Consider the following 19,959-nt stretch of genomic DNA (forward strand, 5'->3'; position numbering starts at 1 on the left):
TGGTAAATTTGTTGTAAAGTAATTTCATGCTAGCAATTTTAAAAAAGGAAATAAACACATTTTTCGCTTCACCAATGGGATATTTGGTAATTGCGATCTTTTTAGTTTTAAACGGTCTATTTTTATGGCTTTTTAAAGGTGAATTTAATATTTTGGACTATGGTTTTGCCGATTTATCTTCTTTTTTTTTATTAGCACCATGGATATTTATTTTCCTAATTCCGGCAATAACCATGCGAAGTTTTTCTGAAGAGAAAAAACAAGGGACTATGGAACTTTTACTTACAAAACCAATTGCAACTACGAGTATTGTCTTAGGTAAATATTTTGGTGCTTTTATTTTAATCATGATTGCTTTAATACCATCTCTTATTTATGTTTGTACCATTTATCAATTAGGAAATCCAATTGGAAATTTAGACGTTGGTAGTACTTTGGGGTCCTATTTTGGTTTACTTTTTTTAATTGCTTCTTATACTGCTATTGGAGTGTTTAGTTCTTCGTTATCCGATAATCAAATTGTATCGTTTATAACAGCGGTTTTTATTTGTTTTTTGTTTTATATTGGTTTTGAAGGTATTGCTGATTTTGCTTCAAGTAATACTTTAGATCAATTTGGTATGAGTATTCACTATAAAAGTATGAGTAGAGGCGTTTTAGATACTAGAGATTTAATATATTTTTTAAGCATAACACTTTTGTTTTTATTATTAACGAAACTAAATATTAGCAAAGAGCAAAAATGATTATAACACCTTTATTTGTATTTTTTTTAGTTATTGTTTTTGCCTTGGTCTGGTTGTTTATTAACACTATTGATAACCGAAAATGGCTAACATTTATAGTAAGTTTAGTACTAACACCTATTGTATATTTTTATATATTTTATCCGTTTATTAATATTTTTGTTAGCTATCATCATGAAAAATATTTTAATGCTAACGCTTGGGAAAACAAACCTGCATTACGCTACGAAATGAGTAATTATATAGTTAACGACAGCATTTTTATTGGAAAAAGCAAAACTGATGTTGAGCAAGCATTGGGTAAAGCAGAATGGTTTAGTTGGGACGATTATATAAAAGCAAATTCACCAGAAATGTGGAACTACAATCTTGGTTTTAAACCCGGAGCATTAAACCAAATGCAAGAATGTTTAGAGTTGGTATTTAAAAATAATAGAGTGGTTAGTGTAAAACAATATCAATTAGAACAATCTTTTGAATAAAAACATAAAACACATAGCATTATTAATATTTGTACTTTTTGCCATTAATTTTATTGCAAACAAAGCTTACAAACGTTTTGACTTAACTACAGATAAACGTTATACATTAAGCGAAGCGGCAGAAAATATTGTAAACAATATTGAATCGCCTTTAGTTATTGATGTTTTTTTAGAAGGAAACGATTTTCCGTCAGAATTTAGAAGATTACAACGCGAAACCACTGAATTATTAGAAGAGTTTAAAGCTAAAAATAAAAATATTGTTTTCAATTTCATTAATCCACTAGAAAATGAAGACACTCGAGATAGAAATATTGAACAACTTACACAACGCGGTTTAACACCAATGCAGCTTACCGTTCAAGAAAATGGCAAGTCATCGCAAGCCATAATTTTTCCTTGGGCATTAGCCAGTTATAATGAACAAACAGTTATTATTCCGTTGGTAAAAAATAAAATAGGTGCTTCGCAACAGGAATTAGTTACCAATTCGGTACAACATTTAGAATACGCTTTCGCGGATGCTTTTAGCAAACTTACACAAGCTAAAAGCAAAAAAATCGCCATATTAAAAGGTAACAAACAACTAGAGGATAAATACATTGCCGATTTTGTAAAAACCATTGGTGAATATTATTTAATTGCACCATTTACATTAGATAGCGTAGCTACAAACCCTAAAAAAACACTACAAGATTTAAGCCAGTTTGATTTAATAATATCTGCAAAACCATTAGAGCCTTTTGCAGAAGAAGAAAAATTTGTCCTAGACCAATACACTATGAATGGTGGCAAAAGTCTGTGGTTAATTGACGCTGTAGCTATGGAAAAAGATAGTTTGTACAATGATGCAGGACGTAATTTTGCTGTAGGACGCGATTTAAAGCTAACCGATTATTTCTTTAATTACGGAGTTCGTATAAACCCTGTAATTACTAGTACGATGTACTCTGCTCCTATTACACTAGCCATGGGAACTGGTAGTAATTCACAATTTCAGCATTTACGTTGGCCGTATTCACCTTTGGCTGGAAGTAACAATACTCATGCTATTACTAACAACCTAGATTTAGTAAAGTTTGACTTTGCCAACCAAATTGATACCTTAAAAAACAGCATAAAAAAAACTATTTTACTTGAAACAACTCCACTAACCCGTTTAGAAGGAATTCCAAGAGAAATAAGTTTAAACATTGTTACACAAGAGCAAGACCCTTCAACATTTAACAAAGGTAAACAGAATTTAGCTGTATTGTTAGAAGGTGAGTTTACCTCAGCCTACAATAATAGAGTTAAACCATTTTCACTTTCACAAATAAAAAATAAAAGTGTACCGACTAAAATGGTTGTAATTGCAGATGGAAATATTATTAAAAATGATGTTTCTAGAAATATACCGCAAGAATTAGGTTTCGATAAATGGACGGGAAAACTTTACGGTAACAAAGAATTTTTACTAAATACAGTAAATTACCTACTAGACGATAACGGACTTATAAACATTCGTACTAAAGAAATATCGGTTGCATTTTTAAATCAAGAAAAAATTGCTGAACAAAAAACAATGTGGCAGCTAATAAACATAGTGCTTCCGCTACTTTTATTGGCAATTTTTGGTATACTTTTTACTTATATTAGAAAGCGTAAATACAGCGCTTAAATGTTAATAAGTTTGTTTCATAATATACACACTTTGAAATATATTTGTAAATAGTACATTTTACAATTAAAACTAAGCTATTACATGAAATTTATTGTATCGAGCACATATTTATTAAAACAATTACAAGTTCTTGGAGGTGTAATTAACAACTCTAACACCTTACCTATTTTAGATAATTTTTTATTTGAATTAGATGGAAACAAATTAACCGTTTCGGCTAGCGATTTAGAAACTACAATGTCTTCAATTTTAGACGTAGAAAGCGATAGCGAAGGAAGTGTTGCAATACCAGCCCGTTTACTTTTAGATACATTAAAAACATTTCCGGAGCAACCTTTAACATTTGTTGCCGATGAAAATAATACTGTAGAAATAAGCTCGAACCATGGTAAATATGCTTTAGCTTACGCCGATGGAAATGAATTCCCTAAGGCTGTAGCGCTAGAAGACCCAAGTAAAACTGTAGTAAGCGGAGATATTTTAGCAACCGCCATAAGTAAAACTATTTTTGCTGCCGGAAACGATGATTTACGCCCTGTAATGAGCGGTGTGTTTTTTCAGTTTACTTCAGAAGGTTTAACTTTTGTAGCAACAGACGCTCACAAACTTGTAAAATATACTAGAGAAGATATTAAAGCAAACGAAGTTGCAGAATTTATTATGCCTAAAAAACCTTTAAACTTATTAAAAGGAATTTTAGCAACTAATGAAGATGAAGTAACCATAGAATATAACGACTCTAACGCTAAGTTTACTTTTGAAAACTCCGAGTTAATTTGTCGTTTAATTGATGGTAAATACCCTAACTACGAAGCGGTAATACCGAAAGAAAACCCGAATAAATTAGTAATAGACAGAAATCAGTTTTTAAACTCAGTAAAACGTGTTAGTATTTTCTCTAATAAAACAACACACCAAATTCGTTTAAAAATTGCGGGAGCAGAATTAAATATTTCTGCAGAAGATATAGATTACAGTAATAAAGCCGAAGAGCGCTTAACTTGTGATTATCAAGGTGACGATATGCAAATTGGTTTTAATTCGCGCTTTTTAACTGAAATGCTTAACAACCTAAACTCAGACAATGTACAATTAGAAATGAGTATGCCTAACAGAGCTGGTATTTTAACACCTGTTGATGGTTTAGATGAAGGCGAGCAAGTTACTATGCTTGTAATGCCTGTTATGCTTAATAGCTAGTAAAAATTTAATTATTTATATAAAAAAAAGCGCTTATAAAATTTATAAGCGCTTTTTTATTTTAACAGATTTATTTAATCATCTTCAACATTAAAGTATAAAAAGCTACCTGTATAACTTCCTGTTATTTGTGTACCATCATTTCGGTTAAAGATAAATGATAAACTAATGATATCTACAGAATAATCAATTACAGTTATACTACCAGATATAACCTCTAAATCTGAATTGCTACCGCTTTTGTAAAATTGACTAAAACCATTTTCAAATTCAGAATTAATAATATCTCCATCAACAATAAATTCAAGACTTGAAATATCGTCTAGGTCATACGTTTCTCCTGGTGAAAGGTCGGAATGACTAATTTTTGCTGAAAAATAGTCGACATTATTTAGCGTTGTTCCTGAAAAAGAAGCATTAATTTCTGCTTCAGTTTTATTGGTTAAACTTAAAAAAACCGAATTAAATGATGGCTCTACTACTGCCATTTTCATCTCAAAAGAAGAATCGCCTACTAGAATAAAATTACTTTCTGAAGTATTTGAATCATCACTAGATGAACAAGCGTTTAATAAAATTGTTAAGAATACGAATGAGATTTTTTTTAAATGTTTCATGTGATTTTTTTAATTACTTGGTTAAAAAAAGCGCCCACAAAAGTGAGCGCCAAATAAAGCTGATGTTACACACCAACTCAGTTCTTAAGGAACTTCTGATTAATAGTATTGTTTGAGGTCTTGATGTGAATCATGTACAAACCTGAAGGTAATACAGATACATCAATGTCATTTTCTATATTGTTAGATTGTTTAAGCAATTGTCCGTTAATATTATAAATAGACACACTTTCTACTTGCCCATTCGATTTTACGAACATTCGGTCTTTTACAGGATTAGGATATAATTTTACTGAGTTTGTATTTAAAGAAATATCATCAACTGCCAATGTAGAATTGTATTCATAAACACCTAAATCTATAGTAGTGTTAAAAATTCTTGTATTACCTGATAAATCTAAATCACCAAATAAAGCTACATCGTAGTAAGCGTTATCTCCTTGATCAACAATATAATTAGAAGCAGATGTTGGTTTGTATTCGCTATCTAAATTTAAATCATCAGTTGCAGGATCTAAAGTTGTTACATTTGTTGCACTAAATGTTCCGTAAGTTCCAGCGTTTGATGATAAATTTGCAACAGTATTTGCTATAACAACATCATAATTTGTTTCAGCTCCGTTGGAAATATCTCTGGTTGCTGCTGCTCCATTAACTGTATTCTCCCAAAAAATAGAATTATAAACATTTAAATTAACACTTCCGTTTCCTGATGCCGTAATGGAATTTCCATAGGTACTATTATAGTCGTTATTAACAAACGTACTATTATTAATTACAACATCTAAAGTGTTTCCGTTATTCCAATCTGATCTGTAAATATCTAAGGCCGTAACATTAATATCGTTATCTGCCACTAAAACGTTAGCCCAACGTGTAAAAATATAGCCGTTTGTACTATCAGATTGCACATAAACCAATCCCCTATTAACAATGGTGTTATTTATAAACTTGGTGTTTTCAATAAGCAACCCTCCGTTTAATGTTCTCATTTTAAGCAAATAACCATTAGAATAATTACTTCTGAATACCGAATTTTTAATTTTTAAATTATTAATACTTGAACTATTAGGAATAAAGATTACTCCGTTTTCTTCAACACCACCAGATGTAGATGTATCGTAAATATTTTCAAAAATAATTCCATCAAAAGTCACATCACTAGCTGTTACTTCAAATAAACGCTCTGCATTATCTGTTTTGTTTGAAGAAAAATCACCTGAAATATCATCACCATTAATATCGCCTGTAAAAATGGTTGCATTTGTAGTATGAATAGCTGTTAAAACTCTATCCGCTATAGTAGTTTCGATTCCTGCAAAACCTCCAATAATATCTACTTCGTTTGTACTAACAGCTATTGGTGTGTTTTTATCTGCCAAAGTATAGGTTCCTTTTGCTACCCAAACAGCATCATTTAAATTGGTAAGTGCTAAAGCGTCTGTTACGTTTGTAAAAGCATCTGTCCATGAGCTACCATCGTTGGCGCCTGTTGCATTTGCATCTACATAATAAACGGTTAGTATACAATTTTCACTATAACTTGATTGATTATCTTTAGTCCAACCAGCATCATACTGACTGCTGTTTGCTGGTGGTGAAAAGCCTGCATCAACTTGAATACAATTTAAATTTGGATTACTGTACGCTTTCATATAGATGAAATTGCTATTATTTCCGTTTGAGATTAATAAGGTATCTAATGGACTATTTTCATAACAAAACAATTCATTAATACTTGTATTTAAACGAATATCTAAACTTGTTAAATTATTAAAACCAACATGCAAACGTGTTAATGATAAATTATTACTAACATCAATAGTAGTTAAGCTGTTACTAGGCACATCTAAACGCGTTAAATTAGTAAAAGCTTCAATACCTGTTAAATCTGCAATACCAATACCGTTCATAATCAATTCGGTAGTAGCTTGTGCTTCAGCCACTGTAATTTCAGTATCATTATTTAAATTGATACTACCATCGTTTACTAAAAAACTTTTAAAATTAGCATCTGGAATGTTTACAATTTGGTTTAACGTAGCACAGTCTTCACTATAAAATGCGGAGTTACCTTTGGTCCATCCTTGACTGTAAATACCAGCTTCAGCAGGAGGTGTGATACCAGCATCTATTTGAATGCATGATAAGCTATTACCATAGGCTTTCATCCAATTGATATTAACGTTATTACCATTTGCAATATTTAATTCATATAAAACACCATTATTATGACATTGAATATCTGTAATTTGTGTATTTGCACTAATATCTAGAGTTTCAATTTGATTAGCAGCACAGTGAAGACGTGTTAAGGCAAGGTTATTACTAACATCTAAAGCTGTTAAATTATTGCTATAACAATCTAAACGTGTAATATTTACAAAGGCTTCAATACCTGTTAAGTCTGAAATTGACAAACCATTAATTAATAATTCTCCTGTAAAAGCCTGTGCTTCAGCCACAGAAATTTCTGAATCACTATTAGTATTAATTGCTGTATCTCCAACAAGATAAGCTTTAAAATTAGCATCGGGAATATTAACATTTTGTGCATGTGTACTAAACCATGCAGTTGCCATTAAAAAGGAAAATAAGAGTAATTTTTTTTTCATTGTAGTTGAGATTTTTATGATTAATCAACTACAAAACAAACGCAATACGTAAGGTTTTTAATTTGCTTTTTTCTGAATAGCTCTAATTTCTTTCTGAATGAAAATCACATAAACGTTTCCTTTATTACCTCTAAAAATTGGTCGCGTTTAGATCTTGAAATGGGGATGCGTTTTTGATTGTTCATTAGCAAATAATCGCCATCGTCTTTAACCAATTCATCTACATATTTTAAATTGATTAAATATGATCTGTGACATTTAAAAAACATCGCGTTGCGTTCTAATTGCTCAACAAAATGTTTTAATGGTTTACAAATCGTTTTTTGTTTTCCATTAATAAGTTGTACGTTGGTATACATACCATCTGCCTCAAAATATACTATATCGCTATGTGAAGCGAATAGGATACCTTTTGGTATTTCTAATGCAATTTTATCTATGGAAAGTTGTTTTAAAGAGTCGCGTAACTTATTTAACTGGTCATTTAAATTATTGGCTTTTATCGCTTCTTCGGCTTTAGTAACTGCTTCTTTTAACTCGTTGGTATCAACTGGTTTTAATACATAATCTACTGCCGATAATTTAAAAGCTTCAATAGCATATTGATTATAGGCTGTTACAAATATAATTTTAAAGTCTATGATGTTAGGAAAGTATTCTAAAATATCTAAACCTGATTGATTTGGCATTTCAATGTCTAGAAATACTACATCTGGTTTTAATGTTTTTATTACATCTACTCCAGATGCTAAATCTTGAGCTTCATTAATAGAGGTAATACTTGTGCAATGTTGGGTTAACAAATTAGACAGTAAATGTCTGGCGCGTTTTTCATCGTCAATAATTATCGCTTTCATATATTATTACATTGGCATCATTATAATTACTCGAGTGCCTGATGGTATATTTTTGTCTGTAACTAAATCTTTTGTGATAATGGTAATATCACGTTTTAGTTTGTTTTTATATAAATATACTCGTTCTTGGTTTGCCCGAGTAGCAAAAGGTTTATGCTGTTTATTAGGGCGTTTTAATTTCTCTGATTGTTCTCGCCCAATACCATTATCTGTTACCGTTATTTGCAACCTATTATCTAAAATAATTTTTGCTTCAACCTGTAATTGCCTATTATTTGGTTTATGTAACAAACCGTGTTTTAAGGCATTTTCTACATAAGGTTGAATAAACAATGATGGTACTTTTATTTGTTTTGTATTCAACTGATTATCGACAGATATTTTGTAATCTAACTCATCTTCAAAACGTACTTTTTCTAATTCTAAATACAGTTTTAATGCATTTAGCTCTTCTTCTAAAGAAATTTCGTTTTGCTGACTGTAATCTAAATACATTCGGATTAATCGGCTAAACTTTACTAAATACGAACTTGCTAATTCTTTTTCGTTTGAAACAATATAATCTTGAATGGAATTTAAGGCATTGAAAATAAAATGCGGATTCATTTGCGAACGCAGATTTTCTAGTCTTAAATTCGTTATTTTTTTATCGATTAAAATTTTATCAATTTCTAAAATGCGCTGTTTTTCCTTTTGCTTTAAACGATTTATAAAGTACAGCCATATTAAACCAAAAATTGACAACATTATTAAACCATAAAACCAATACGTTTCCCAAAAAGGTTTGCTAATTATAAATGTTATTGGCGATGCATAAACATAACCTTTGGCGCTACTATTTTTTGCTTTAAGCTCGAACGTGTAACTACCATTAGCCAAACTATTAAAATTAACAAAATGTGTGTTTTTGGGTATATTTTGCCAACTCGTATCTAGTTGTTTAACCCTGTACTTATAATTTACTAGTTGGTTAGATTGAAAACCATTAGAATTAAACTGAATTTCAATTTTATTTAAATCATGTGGTAATTTATAGGTTGGTTTAAGTAGTGTATCTCGGTCATTTATCTTTACGCTTTCTATTTTTACTCTTGCTGTTTTAAATGATTTAAATAATCCTTCATGTTTTGGAAGCAAATAAAACGACGTTGGCAAAGTAACTACTATTTTGTTTTTAAGTATTAAAAAGTTATTTACGGCAGTATTTAAACCATCTTGAGCACTTAAAAATTTTAATGTTTTTGTGTTTATATTGTACTGAAACAGTCCAGAATCTGATGAAATCCACAATAAATTATTATCATATTTTAAATTATTTATATGAAGGTTTTTGGGTAAACCAATTTCTAATTTTGATAGTGTATTATTTTCAAGTTTAAGCAAACCATTGTGCTGTGTAGCTAACCAAATTATTTTTTCGTTATTTGATGCAATAGCGTTAACTAATAAGTTTTTAGAATTATAGTTTATTTCTTTTGATTTGAAATTTTCTAAATTATAAACAAAAAATCCATCAATATAAGATACAAACAGACTATTCTTACAAACTGCAGAGGCTTTTACTCGACTTGAACGGAGCTCTTTTTTGTGATCTAAACTATATGGTTTTTTATAAACAATACCTTGCCGGTAGTTACCGTAAAACAAAGTACTATCATTAATTTTAGAAAAGCTCTTTGCTACAGAAAAGGTATATGTTACATCTTTTATTTTAAAAGACTTTAAATTCACAATAAACGATTCTGATGAATTTATGCTTACAATTAATTGTTCGGTTTTATCATCAAAAAATAAATTTCCTATAATTTTTTTTCCAGGTAATTGAATGGTTTTATACAGTTTATCTTTGTTATAAAACAACAGCTTACTATTGTTTGTACCTAACACAAAATTATTATCGTGTAAAGCAGCAGATGCAGTTACTTTATTTTTATGTTCTACTTGCCTAATATTTAAATTTGGTGATACAAAAACACCATTATCTAAAGTTGCAAACCAATAATTTTTATTAAAATCTATTTGAATGTCTGTAATAGATTCTGATTTAAAAAGCTGTTCTTTAAATATTAATGATTTTCCTGTTAATTTAAATATATGCACACCAGAATTAGTTAAAAACCAGTACTCATTGTTAAAACTTAAAACATTATAAATAGTTTCATTTTGCAACTGTTTTGGGGTTTCTATCTTAGTGTAAGAGTCATTTTGTTTATCAACTAGGTATATTACATTACCATTAGAACTTTTATGTGTAAAAAACACAACATTGTTAAAAGCAAAAAGTTTTGGTGATTGAATGAGTTTTGAAGTAGTTATTTCAATAATTTTTTTAGCTATTCCGTTTTTAAATTTATAAACTCTATGACGTTTTAAAGCACCCTCTAAATTAATAACAAACGTATAGTTCGCATCATTTACAGTTGCATTACTAATACACATGCCATTAAAAACTGGTGAGATATTTTTAGAATCTTTATTTATATCATAAATACCTGATTCTGTGAATATACGAACACTTTTTTCTAAAACCTGATAAGAAGCTAATTGACCTTTAACGAATTTACTAGCATCGAAAAATAATTTTAAACTATCGTTTTCAACATAAAAAAATTGTCCGTAAATGTTATTACACCAAAGTTTTCCTTCGTGATCAAATTGTAGTTGAAATATTGAATTTGATTTTTTTTTAGGGTTATCAAAATTATGATATGTTTTTCCGTCATATCGATACAATCCTTTATCTGCTGCTAACCATATGTAATGGTCTTCATCTTCAGCAATATCATAAAATTCAAAATCTGGAAGTTGAGAAATACTTCCCATATTTACAGATACCGGATTTTGAGCCTGTAACACAAAGCAAAAAAAACAAACAAGTATATAGTTAAAACAATAGCGCATAATTACTAAACAACAAACTTAACATTTATGTAAATACTGGTACTTGCATTTTGCTGTAAGTCCTTATTTTTTTTCTAAATACAAAAAACGCCTACAATTGTAGGCGTTTAATATCTCTTAATATAAAATAACACTAACTAATAAAATTAAAAGATAATGGGTAGCTAGGTAATTCGCCGTTACTAGCTTTTATGGTGTTTATAATTGGCATAACAAAAGCCAAAATGCCGATAAAAATAAATGTTAATATACCTAAACCAAATAGTAATATTAAAGGAATACTTAATACAGAATATACAACAATGCTTAACTGAAAGTTAATTATAGATTTTCCATGAATATCTAAACCTTCTACGTTATCTTTTTGTGTTGCCCAAATTATTAAAGGTACAATTAACCCTCCAAATCCAGTAAAGCAAGTAAGTAATTGAGATAAATGTGTTAATGCTAATAATTGGTTGTCAGTTCGTTTTAAAGTATAATAGTTCGTTTCCATGATTAATTTGTTTTATATCAATATGACGTATAGATATATTTTTTGTTACATTTTTTTTAAATTATAAAAATAATAACTGGTTAAGTACAGTTTATCGATAATTTATATACTATAAATCTTACAAAACAATTAATTTTTTACATTTTATCGATTTTTTAAACATTTTATCGTTGTTATTTTATATTTTCGTATAAAATCTAGCGATATGTCCCAAAATATATATGTCTACATAATTTTTGCCTTTATAAGTACAACCAATATGTTTGCTCAGGCAAATAGACAAGATAATAGAATTAAAATGTGGCTTTCCTTTACAGACCCGAACCAATATATGCGAATAATTGGTTTAGGTTATATAAAAAATACAACACATGATTATGATAATGGTTACGACGCTAAAGCATTTAACGATCATAAGAACGAAATGTATTGGGTTATGAATAATGATAATTTATGCATAATGGCTTTACCTGAATTTGATGAAAACGAAACATTACCTTTAGGCGTAAACATATATACTTCTGGAAATTTCAAAATTGGACTAAACAAAACGGAAAACTTCCCTAAGAATATAAATGTGTTTTTAAAAGATAATGCAACTAATTTAAGTTATAATTTATCTGAATCACCCGCAGAAGTTTGGATTAACGAAACAATTGATGTGTCAAGATTTAGTATTTCGTATCAAGAAAAAAGTTCTCTCTTAAATGTAGTTACAAATGAAGATATAGAAAATATTGACTTAATATATTTAAAAGATGAAGCCGTTTTACAAATACAAAATATTGAAAAACAAAGTTTTAAACACTTAATTATTTACAATACTAGTGGGCAAAATGTTTTAAGTGTTAACAGCAATATTACTTCGCGTATACCTATAAATACATTAAAAAATGGTCTTTATATTTTAAATATAGGGACTCCTATTGGCACAAAACGCTTCAAGTTTATTAAACACTAATAATTATGAATCGTTATTTTTTATAAATTATATCAAATAAATATCGAATATTTTCGAATCATACAAAAGATATTTATTCTTTAAGCAGAGATTTAATTAAACATATTGTTAATTAAATTTACTTGTATTTCTTACATTTATAAAACCATACATTTATAACCTTTAAGCAAAAAAACAAGAATATAAGAATCGTTACAAAACTTCTTTATAGTAAAATACTTTATTCTTTAAATTAAAAATTAGATTATTTATCTTTTGCATTGTATTTTCGGCACAATAAATGTGTTAACAACCGTTATTAACCCTAAAATGTACTTTATGTTACGATTATCTTTTATTTGCCTATTTATGTTTACCATTGCCGTAAATGCCCAAAATACAGCAGTTGGTTTTAACGAAAAATTAGTATATACGGCTTCTTATAACATGTCTGGTATTTTAACCGATTTGGCTCAAATTAACATGGAAACTAGTCCTGTTAAAACATCGAAAGCAACTTTATTGCGCTTAAAATGTACAGCTACCACTTACAGCAAATGGGATAACTTTTTTAAAATTAGAGATTTATACGAAAGTTATGTAAGCCCTAAATCGCTTACACCATATTTATATAATCGTTCTATAAACGAAGGCGGCTATTTCAAAAAAATGAAATACACCTTTAGTCATAAAACAAAAACGGTTAAAACAGTTCAAACCAAAAGTAAAAATAGAGTAGAAAACAAAACCGTATCGATTAATTCTGGAACTAAAGATATTATTTCAACACTTTATTCTGTTCGCTTGCTTGATTATGCATCTATGGCAAATGGCAATACAATAACACAAAATATTATTTTCGACCGAAAAGAATATAATGTTCAAATAACTTATTTGGGTAAAGAAACTATTTCTACTGCTATTGGCAGTAAATCGTGTTATAAAATTGCAATAGGATCTGCTGACAGCAACGTTTTACAAGGAAAAAACAGTAATGTGTTATGGTTAACTGCCGATGCTAACAAAGTGCCTGTTTACGGAAAATTTAAAATCCCTGTGGGTAATGGTGAATTAAAAATTAAATCGGCATCGGGCTTAAAAAATTAAGATAATGAAAAAACTACTAACCATCTTAGGCTTAATTGCCGCCATTTTTACCGTTATTTTTTCGGTGTTACCAATTTCTAATTTAGCTGTAATTCCTGGAATTATAGCACTCGCATTAGTTGGTTTTGCGTACTATTTGTCCAAAAAATCGGGTGAAATAAAAAAAATTATACCATTTACGTTAATGTTAACCGGTTTAGCGTTAATATTAACTATATATAAAGCGATCTTTACCGAAACAGTTATAGAAGACACCAAAGTTTTAGAAGAAACAGAAATTAGACTTGAAGAAGAGGCTATTGAGGAATTAGAAGAACTCGATATTGAAGAGTTAGAAATTGATGAATCTGAACTTGAATCTATTAATATTGACGAAAGCGACATTGAAGTTGAAGCTGAAGATCTAAAAAATATTAATATGAATGAAAATGTTGATATAGATGAATTGGAAACTATAGAATTCGAAGACGTTGAAATTGATGAAACTGAGCTAGAAAATCTCGAAATTGAGTAACCCGCAGCCCATGTTTTATTAATGTATTGTTTATTTATGATATATTTGCATAAACCTTTATAATATTGAAAAAAATAGCACTATTTGCATTTATTGCATCGACTATAATCTCTTGTAGCTCTTCACAAAACAAGACAAAGAATGTCCACCAAGTTGAAACTTTTGCCAAAACCATAAGTGCAGAAGAATTAAAAGAGATGCTTTACATTTATGCGTCCGATGAATATGAAGGACGAAAAACAGGAGAACCTGGACAAAAAAAAGCCATCGAGTTTATAAAAAATTTTTATGTTGAAAATGGTATTCCTTCGCCTATCTCCGAAGATGACTATTTTCAAGAAATTCCAGAATCATATTTTCACCATGGCATTAAAGCTTCAGAAAATGTTTTAGCATACATTGAAGGTTCCGAAAAACCAAACGAAATTGTTGTAATTTCGGCACATCTAGATCACATTGGTATTTCAAGCGATGGCGAAATAAACAACGGTGCCGACGATGATGGCTCTGGTACAGTTGCGGTTTTAGAAATTGCTGAAGCTTTTAACGAGGCTAAAAAAGCAGGAAATGGCCCAAAACGTTCCATTTTGTTTTTACATGTTACCGGAGAAGAACTTGGACTTTACGGCTCTAGTTACTACACCAATGTCGATCCTGTTTTTCCTCTAGAAAACACTGTAGTTGATTTAAATATTGATATGGTTGGTCGTGTAGATGCTAAACATGAAGGTGGTGAAAATTATTTGTATTTAATAGGGTCTGATAAATTAAGTACAGAATTGCATCAACTTTCCGAAGAAATTAACAAAAAGTACTTTAATTTAGAATTCGACTATACGTATAATGCCATAAACGATCCTAATCGTTTTTATTACCGATCAGATCATTATAATTTTGCGAAAAACAACATTCCTGTTATTTTCTATTTTAATGGTACTCATGCCGATTACCACAGACCAAGTGATACTCCAGATAAAATTAATTACGAATTTTTAGAAACAAGAACGCGTTTAATTTTTACAACCGCTTGGGAAATTGCAAACAGAGAAGAACGCTTAAAAGTAGATTAACTTTATTACTTAAAATAAGCAAAAGCCTTTTATAATTTTTATAAAAGGCTTTTTTTACGTTTTTACTGACTCTTATAAACAAAAGAAGCCCCTCCAAAAAAGGAGAGGCTTTTTAATTTGGGTGGAAGATCGGTCTCGAACCGACGACCTCCTGAACCACAATCAGGCGCTCTAACCAACTGAGCTACAACCACCATTTAATCGCATTATTTAATGCGAGTGCAAATGTAATTTATTACTTTGTATCTACAAAAAAAATTTCCAATTTTATTTCAAATTGTATAAACTATTTACAGCAACGTAGCGCTCAACTGTAAAGCCTTCTGCGTGTTCTACTCCTATTAATCTTCCTAAGTCTCTTGCTCTATATATCACACTATCAGTAAAATTCTTGCTAGAAATAGGTGTTGCAGGCTCTTTGCTGTTAGCGTTAAAAAATTGTGTTTTATAAGCTAAAACAGCTTCCATTTTTTTATCAATAAAATTTGTTACATCCACAACAAAATCGGGTTTAATATCCTTCCATTGTATATAATGATAAACGTGTTTAGGTCGCCAAGGCTTTTGTACTTCGTTTTCTTCATCAAGTTTAGTTTCTATTTTTACTAAACCACTTAAAAAGCAGGCATCACTAACAAGCTTACTGCCTTTGCCATGATCAATATGACGATCATCAATAGCATTACAAAGTACAATATCGGGTTTGTACTTTCTTATCATTTTAATTATTTCAAATTGATGTTTTTTATCGTTAATAAAAAATCCATCAGCGAAAGCTAAATTCTCTCTAATTACAACTCCTAAAATATTTTTTGCATCTTCTGCCTCCTCTGCTCTAGTTTTTGCTGTACCACGAGTTCCTAACTCTCCTTGAGTTAAATCTATAATCCCTACTTTTTTACCTTCAGAAATTTCTTTTGCTAAAGTTGCTCCGCATCCTAACTCAACATCGTCAGGATGTGCTCCAAAGGCTAAAATATCTAACTTCATATTCTTATTTTTAAACTTGGTATGCAAAATACAAACATGTACACTTTTAAATAACAATTTAACTTAAAAATAAACAGAATTTTAACCTCTTATAATTTATAATATTTTTTCTTTTGATTTAATTAAATTAAAAATGCTCAAAACTAAAACGTAGTAGTTTTAATAATCTTTAATTTAATCACCCTAAAAACATTAATAATTTAAAAATTAAAGCTTTTAACAAAGCATGATATTAGTCAGTTTTAATACAAACTCTCTATAGTAATTTTACCCTGTAATTAATACAAAAATTTCAGGTATGTATTTAATGTTGTTTATTTTAGTTGTAACTATTAGTTTGTTTGTTTGGGGAAAATTTACGCCAGATATTGTGGCATTAATTTCCATGATAAGTTTATACCTTACAGGTATTTTAACTCCTAGTGAAACGCTAAGTGGCTTTAGCAACCCAACGGTTATTATGATTGCTGCTCTTTTTATTATTGGTGAAGGTATTTCGCAAACAGGATGGACTGCCGTTGCAGGTAAAAAGTTTATTGAATGGGCAGGTAAAAGTGTTCCTAAATTATTAGTTATTGTTAGCTTAGGCGCTGGTGTATTATCTGGTTTTGTTAGTAATACCGGTACTGTTGCTACATTAATGCCACTTACAATTTCTTCGGCTTGGAGTATTGGTACACTCCCCTCTAAAATGCTTATGCCTGTTGCTTTTGGATCTAACACTGGTGGGTTATTAACTTTAACAGGAACACCTCCAAATATTATTGCTAGTAATGCCTTAGTTGAAAATGGATTTGAAGGCTTTTCGTTTTTTGAATTCGCCCTTATTGGTTTACCTCTATTAATTATTGCTCTAATTTATTTTAGATATGTAGCTTACAAGATTTTACCAAAAAACAAAACCAATAATAAGCCTGTAAATATAGAGTCTACTTTACACAACTGGATTAAAGCCTACCAAGTTAACGATGCTTATTACAGACTTAGAATTCGTTCTGTTTCTCCTTTAATCGACACTAAACTAAAAAAATGGAAATTAGAGAAAAATTATAACGTATCGGTAATTCGTTTAAAGCGCAGACATCCAAATATGCTTAAAGGCATTCCGCAATACGAGGAATTTCCAGATTTAAATACAAACTTGAAATATCATGATATCATTACTGTAAAAGGAGATACTGAAGCTATTAATAAATTAATGATTGAATTTAGTTTAGGATTATTGCCTCTAGAGCCAGAAACCGATGAGTTAAAAAACAATTTAATTAATCAAGAGGTTGGTATGGTTGAAGTTATTGTAAACCCAAACTCAATTTTTGTTGGAAGAAAATATAAACTAGGCGATTATTTTAATCGATTTGGTATACAATTATTAGCAGCTTCTAGAAACAATAAGCCACTTACCAAAAAAGAATTTACTGTTGAGGCTGGCGATTCATTTATTTTAAGAGGAAGTTGGGATAGTATTGAAGAATTAAAAAACCAACATGGAAATTTAGTTATTTGTGGAAGCCCTGAAGGTATGGCAAAAAACGTTGAAAGTCTTAATCACAAATCTTACATTGCGTTAGGTGCGCTATTATTAATGATAGTTTTTATGGTTTTTAAAATTGTACCAGGATCTATTGCTGCTTTAATTTCGGCAGGAATAATATTACTAACAGGTTGTATTCCTATGGCAAAGGCCTACAAAGGTATTAGCTGGATTAGTGTTGTAATGATTGCTGCCATGATACCAATGGGTATTGCACTACAAAAAACAGGAACCGCACAAGTAATAGCAAATGCTTTAGTAGATTATTTGGGAGCCATTCACCCTGTTGTTTTACTAGGTGGTGTATTTTTATTAACAACTACATTTAGTCAAGTTATTAATAACTCTGCCACCGCTGTATTAATGGCACCAATTGCAATTCTTGCAGCTAATTCTTTAAACTTATCACCAGAACCTTTTATGATTGTGGTAGCTATAAGTGCTTCAACTGCATTTTTAACACCAATTGGCACAACAACAAACGCTATGGTAATGACGTCTGGTGGTTATAAATTTATGGATTATTTAAAAGTTGGGGCACCTTTATTATTAATATTCTTAATTATATCTATGCTATTAGTACCTGTTATTTGGCCATTTTAACACCCCTAATCATGAAAAAACATATAATTTTAAGTGTCGTATTCATTACGATAAGCACAACTTTTGCCCAATCTCCAGTAGAAGACAAAATAGGGTCTTGGTTTACCTATGGCGCTAGTTACAGACTTACAGACAAAGTTAGTATTAGCAATGTGGTTCAATCTTGGCATTATGAAATTCCTGATAATTTCAACTTTTTGTTTACCAGCTTAGTTTTTAACTATCATGTAAATTCAAAATTAACAGCTTCGGCTTCTTATGGTTTTAATGATATTGATAGCGGATTTAACAAACCTGGAACACATACCTACGAAAATAGATTTTACGAACAATTAGGATACAAACAAACTATTGCAAAATTACCTTTTGATTTAAGAATTCGTCTTGAACAACGTTTATTAAATAAACCTGAACCAACTGAAAATGTTTTACACCACAGAACACGTTATAGATTAGGCACTAAAATAAAATTAAATAACACCTTTTTTATACGATTACACAACGAGTTTATTTGGACTATACAAACCAATAAAAATGATGGCTTTACAGAAAACAGAGCCTATGGGGCTTTTGGTGTAAATGTTTTTAAATCGGCAAATGTACAAGTAGGTTATTTAAACAGAAAAGTAAAAGGGCTAGATTTACACCGTTTACAATTAGGATTTTTTTATAAAATAGATTTTAGGAAAACCAATAATTAAATTTTATTGAAATGTCCACGCTATAATTCTAGATAATTTATGGCCTTGTCCCATATTAATAATTTTTACTTGAGTAGCTTTTATTTTTTTTAAAGAAATTTCTAAACCCTTAAGTAACTCTTTTTTAGATACTAAAGATGTAAACCAAATGCAATTATCTTTAAAACCTGTACTCTCATAAATATAATTATGAAGAAAAGCCTTTTCGCCACCTTCATACCAAAGTTCGTTATGTTTACCCGAAAAGTTTCTCGTTAATTTCTCTTTTGTAGTCTTTAAATTATTTTGCTTTCTTGTGGTAGCATCAATAGCTTCTTTTTCTGATTTGTAAAAGGGCGGATTACACATAGAAACCGAAAATCTATCTGATGGCTTTATTACACCATCAAGAATATGCTTTACTTCCTTTTGATACCTAAAGGAAATTTTTTTTGATAAATTGTTTGATGCAACAATATGTTCCGCACTTTCTAAAGAAGATTTATCAATATCGGTTCCTACAAATTGCCAATTATATTCCGCATAGCCTAACAATGGGTAAATACATGTTGCTCCAGTACCTACATCTAAAACCAAAATATTTTTAGTAATGTTATGGCCTATTAATAAATCATTTAAATAATGAATATAATCAACTCGTCCAGGAATTGGCGGGCATAAATTATCATCTGGAAATTCCCAATATTCAATATGGTAACCGCTAATTAATAAGGCTTTATTTAAAAGTTTTACAGCCTTAGGATTAGCAAAATCTATAGTTTTTTTATTGTATTTATTTACATAAACAAAAGTGTTTAACTCCGGACAAACCAAACATAAAGCATCTAGATTATAACCAGCTTTATGCTTATTATTCTTATGTAATTCTGTTTTCGTTTTAATTTTTTAAAATATTTATTGGCTAAAGTGCTTATATAATTTTA

The 19,959-nt window shown here is 29.9% G+C and carries 17 protein-coding genes and 1 tRNA gene; 10 read left to right on the top strand and 8 right to left on the bottom strand.

All coding sequences use genetic code 11. The features are described 5' to 3' along the window. Positions 1-26 precede the first annotated feature (26 nt). From gldF to dnaN, 4 genes are all read left to right on the top strand, one after another. Complete coding sequence (gene gldF / locus PW52_RS05920) at positions 27-746, top strand: gliding motility-associated ABC transporter permease subunit GldF (RefSeq protein WP_044632006.1); 720 nt, start codon at positions 27-29, stop codon at positions 744-746. Continuing rightward, complete coding sequence (locus PW52_RS05925) at positions 743-1,228, top strand: hypothetical protein (RefSeq protein ID WP_044632007.1); 486 nt, start codon at positions 743-745, stop codon at positions 1,226-1,228. Before gldF ends, PW52_RS05925 begins: the two co-directional genes overlap by 4 nt. Then, on the top strand, positions 1,221-2,888 hold the full coding sequence (gldG, locus tag PW52_RS05930; RefSeq protein ID WP_044632008.1) for a gliding motility-associated ABC transporter substrate-binding protein GldG: 1,668 nt from the start codon (positions 1,221-1,223) through the stop codon (positions 2,886-2,888). The genes PW52_RS05925 and gldG overlap by 8 nt, the downstream gene beginning before the upstream one ends. 84 nt (positions 2,889-2,972) lie before the next feature. Next, positions 2,973-4,091, top strand: a complete 1,119-nt coding sequence (gene dnaN, locus PW52_RS05935; RefSeq protein ID WP_044632009.1) for a DNA polymerase III subunit beta — start codon at positions 2,973-2,975, stop codon at positions 4,089-4,091. A gap of 74 nt (positions 4,092-4,165) precedes the next feature. Here dnaN and PW52_RS05940 read toward each other — a convergent pair whose 3' ends face one another. From PW52_RS05940 to PW52_RS05960, 5 genes are all read right to left on the bottom strand, one after another. After that, the gene (locus PW52_RS05940; RefSeq protein WP_044632010.1) at positions 4,166-4,708 is read right to left on the bottom strand and encodes a hypothetical protein; all 543 of its coding nucleotides are present in this window, start codon (positions 4,706-4,708) and stop codon (positions 4,166-4,168) included. A gap of 77 nt (positions 4,709-4,785) precedes the next feature. Next, positions 4,786-7,323 (bottom strand): T9SS type A sorting domain-containing protein, encoded by a 2,538-nt coding sequence (locus PW52_RS05945; RefSeq protein WP_044632011.1) that lies wholly within the window; start codon positions 7,321-7,323, stop codon positions 4,786-4,788. 104 nt (positions 7,324-7,427) lie between these two features. Continuing rightward, positions 7,428-8,180: a LytR/AlgR family response regulator transcription factor gene (locus tag PW52_RS05950; protein WP_044632012.1), complete on the bottom strand. Its 753-nt coding sequence runs from the start codon at positions 8,178-8,180 to the stop codon at positions 7,428-7,430. A gap of 6 nt (positions 8,181-8,186) precedes the next feature. After that, on the bottom strand, positions 8,187-11,003 hold the full coding sequence (locus PW52_RS05955) for a sensor histidine kinase (RefSeq protein ID WP_240475152.1): 2,817 nt from the start codon (positions 11,001-11,003) through the stop codon (positions 8,187-8,189). 211 nt (positions 11,004-11,214) lie between these two features. Then, a complete protein-coding gene (locus PW52_RS05960; RefSeq protein WP_044632014.1) occupies positions 11,215-11,577 on the bottom strand; it encodes a DUF4870 domain-containing protein in 363 nt (120 codons plus the stop codon). 205 nt (positions 11,578-11,782) lie between these two features. Between PW52_RS05960 and PW52_RS05965 the strand changes: the two genes are divergently transcribed. The 4 genes from PW52_RS05965 to PW52_RS05980 all read left to right on the top strand — a co-directional run bounded on the left by PW52_RS05965 (position 11,783) and on the right by PW52_RS05980 (position 15,208). Continuing rightward, positions 11,783-12,538: a T9SS type A sorting domain-containing protein gene (locus tag PW52_RS05965; protein ID WP_082050850.1), complete on the top strand. Its 756-nt coding sequence runs from the start codon at positions 11,783-11,785 to the stop codon at positions 12,536-12,538. Between the two features lie 318 nt (positions 12,539-12,856). After that, positions 12,857-13,624 (top strand): DUF3108 domain-containing protein, encoded by a 768-nt coding sequence (locus PW52_RS05970; RefSeq protein ID WP_044632247.1) that lies wholly within the window; start codon positions 12,857-12,859, stop codon positions 13,622-13,624. A 4-nt stretch (positions 13,625-13,628) separates the two neighbouring features. Continuing rightward, on the top strand, positions 13,629-14,138 hold the full coding sequence (locus tag PW52_RS05975) for an FUSC family protein (protein ID WP_205618121.1): 510 nt from the start codon (positions 13,629-13,631) through the stop codon (positions 14,136-14,138). Positions 14,139-14,203: 65 nt separating this feature from the next. After that, a complete protein-coding gene (locus PW52_RS05980; protein ID WP_205618122.1) occupies positions 14,204-15,208 on the top strand; it encodes a M28 family metallopeptidase in 1,005 nt (334 codons plus the stop codon). A 119-nt stretch (positions 15,209-15,327) separates the two neighbouring features. Here PW52_RS05980 and PW52_RS05985 read toward each other — a convergent pair. Beyond that, a tRNA-His gene (locus tag PW52_RS05985) sits at positions 15,328-15,403 on the bottom strand. A 72-nt stretch (positions 15,404-15,475) separates the two neighbouring features. Further along, positions 15,476-16,198 (bottom strand): bacillithiol biosynthesis deacetylase BshB1, encoded by a 723-nt coding sequence (gene bshB1 / locus PW52_RS05990; protein ID WP_044632017.1) that lies wholly within the window; start codon positions 16,196-16,198, stop codon positions 15,476-15,478. A 298-nt stretch (positions 16,199-16,496) separates the two neighbouring features. On the opposite strand from bshB1, the gene PW52_RS05995 reads away from it, so the two are divergent. Both PW52_RS05995 and PW52_RS17075 read left to right on the top strand, forming a co-directional pair. After that, a complete protein-coding gene (locus PW52_RS05995) occupies positions 16,497-18,335 on the top strand; it encodes an SLC13 family permease (RefSeq protein ID WP_044632018.1) in 1,839 nt (612 codons plus the stop codon). Positions 18,336-18,346: 11 nt separating this feature from the next. Next, positions 18,347-19,036: a DUF2490 domain-containing protein gene (locus PW52_RS17075; protein WP_052823402.1), complete on the top strand. Its 690-nt coding sequence runs from the start codon at positions 18,347-18,349 to the stop codon at positions 19,034-19,036. A gap of 3 nt (positions 19,037-19,039) precedes the next feature. On the opposite strand, the gene rlmF is transcribed toward PW52_RS17075, so the two are convergent. After that, the gene (rlmF, locus tag PW52_RS06005) at positions 19,040-19,918 is read right to left on the bottom strand and encodes a 23S rRNA (adenine(1618)-N(6))-methyltransferase RlmF (RefSeq protein WP_044632019.1); all 879 of its coding nucleotides are present in this window, start codon (positions 19,916-19,918) and stop codon (positions 19,040-19,042) included. Positions 19,919-19,959: the final 41 nt, after the last annotated feature.

Source organism: Neotamlana sedimentorum, assembly GCF_000943565.1.
Taxonomy (GTDB): domain Bacteria; phylum Bacteroidota; class Bacteroidia; order Flavobacteriales; family Flavobacteriaceae; genus Neotamlana; species Neotamlana sedimentorum.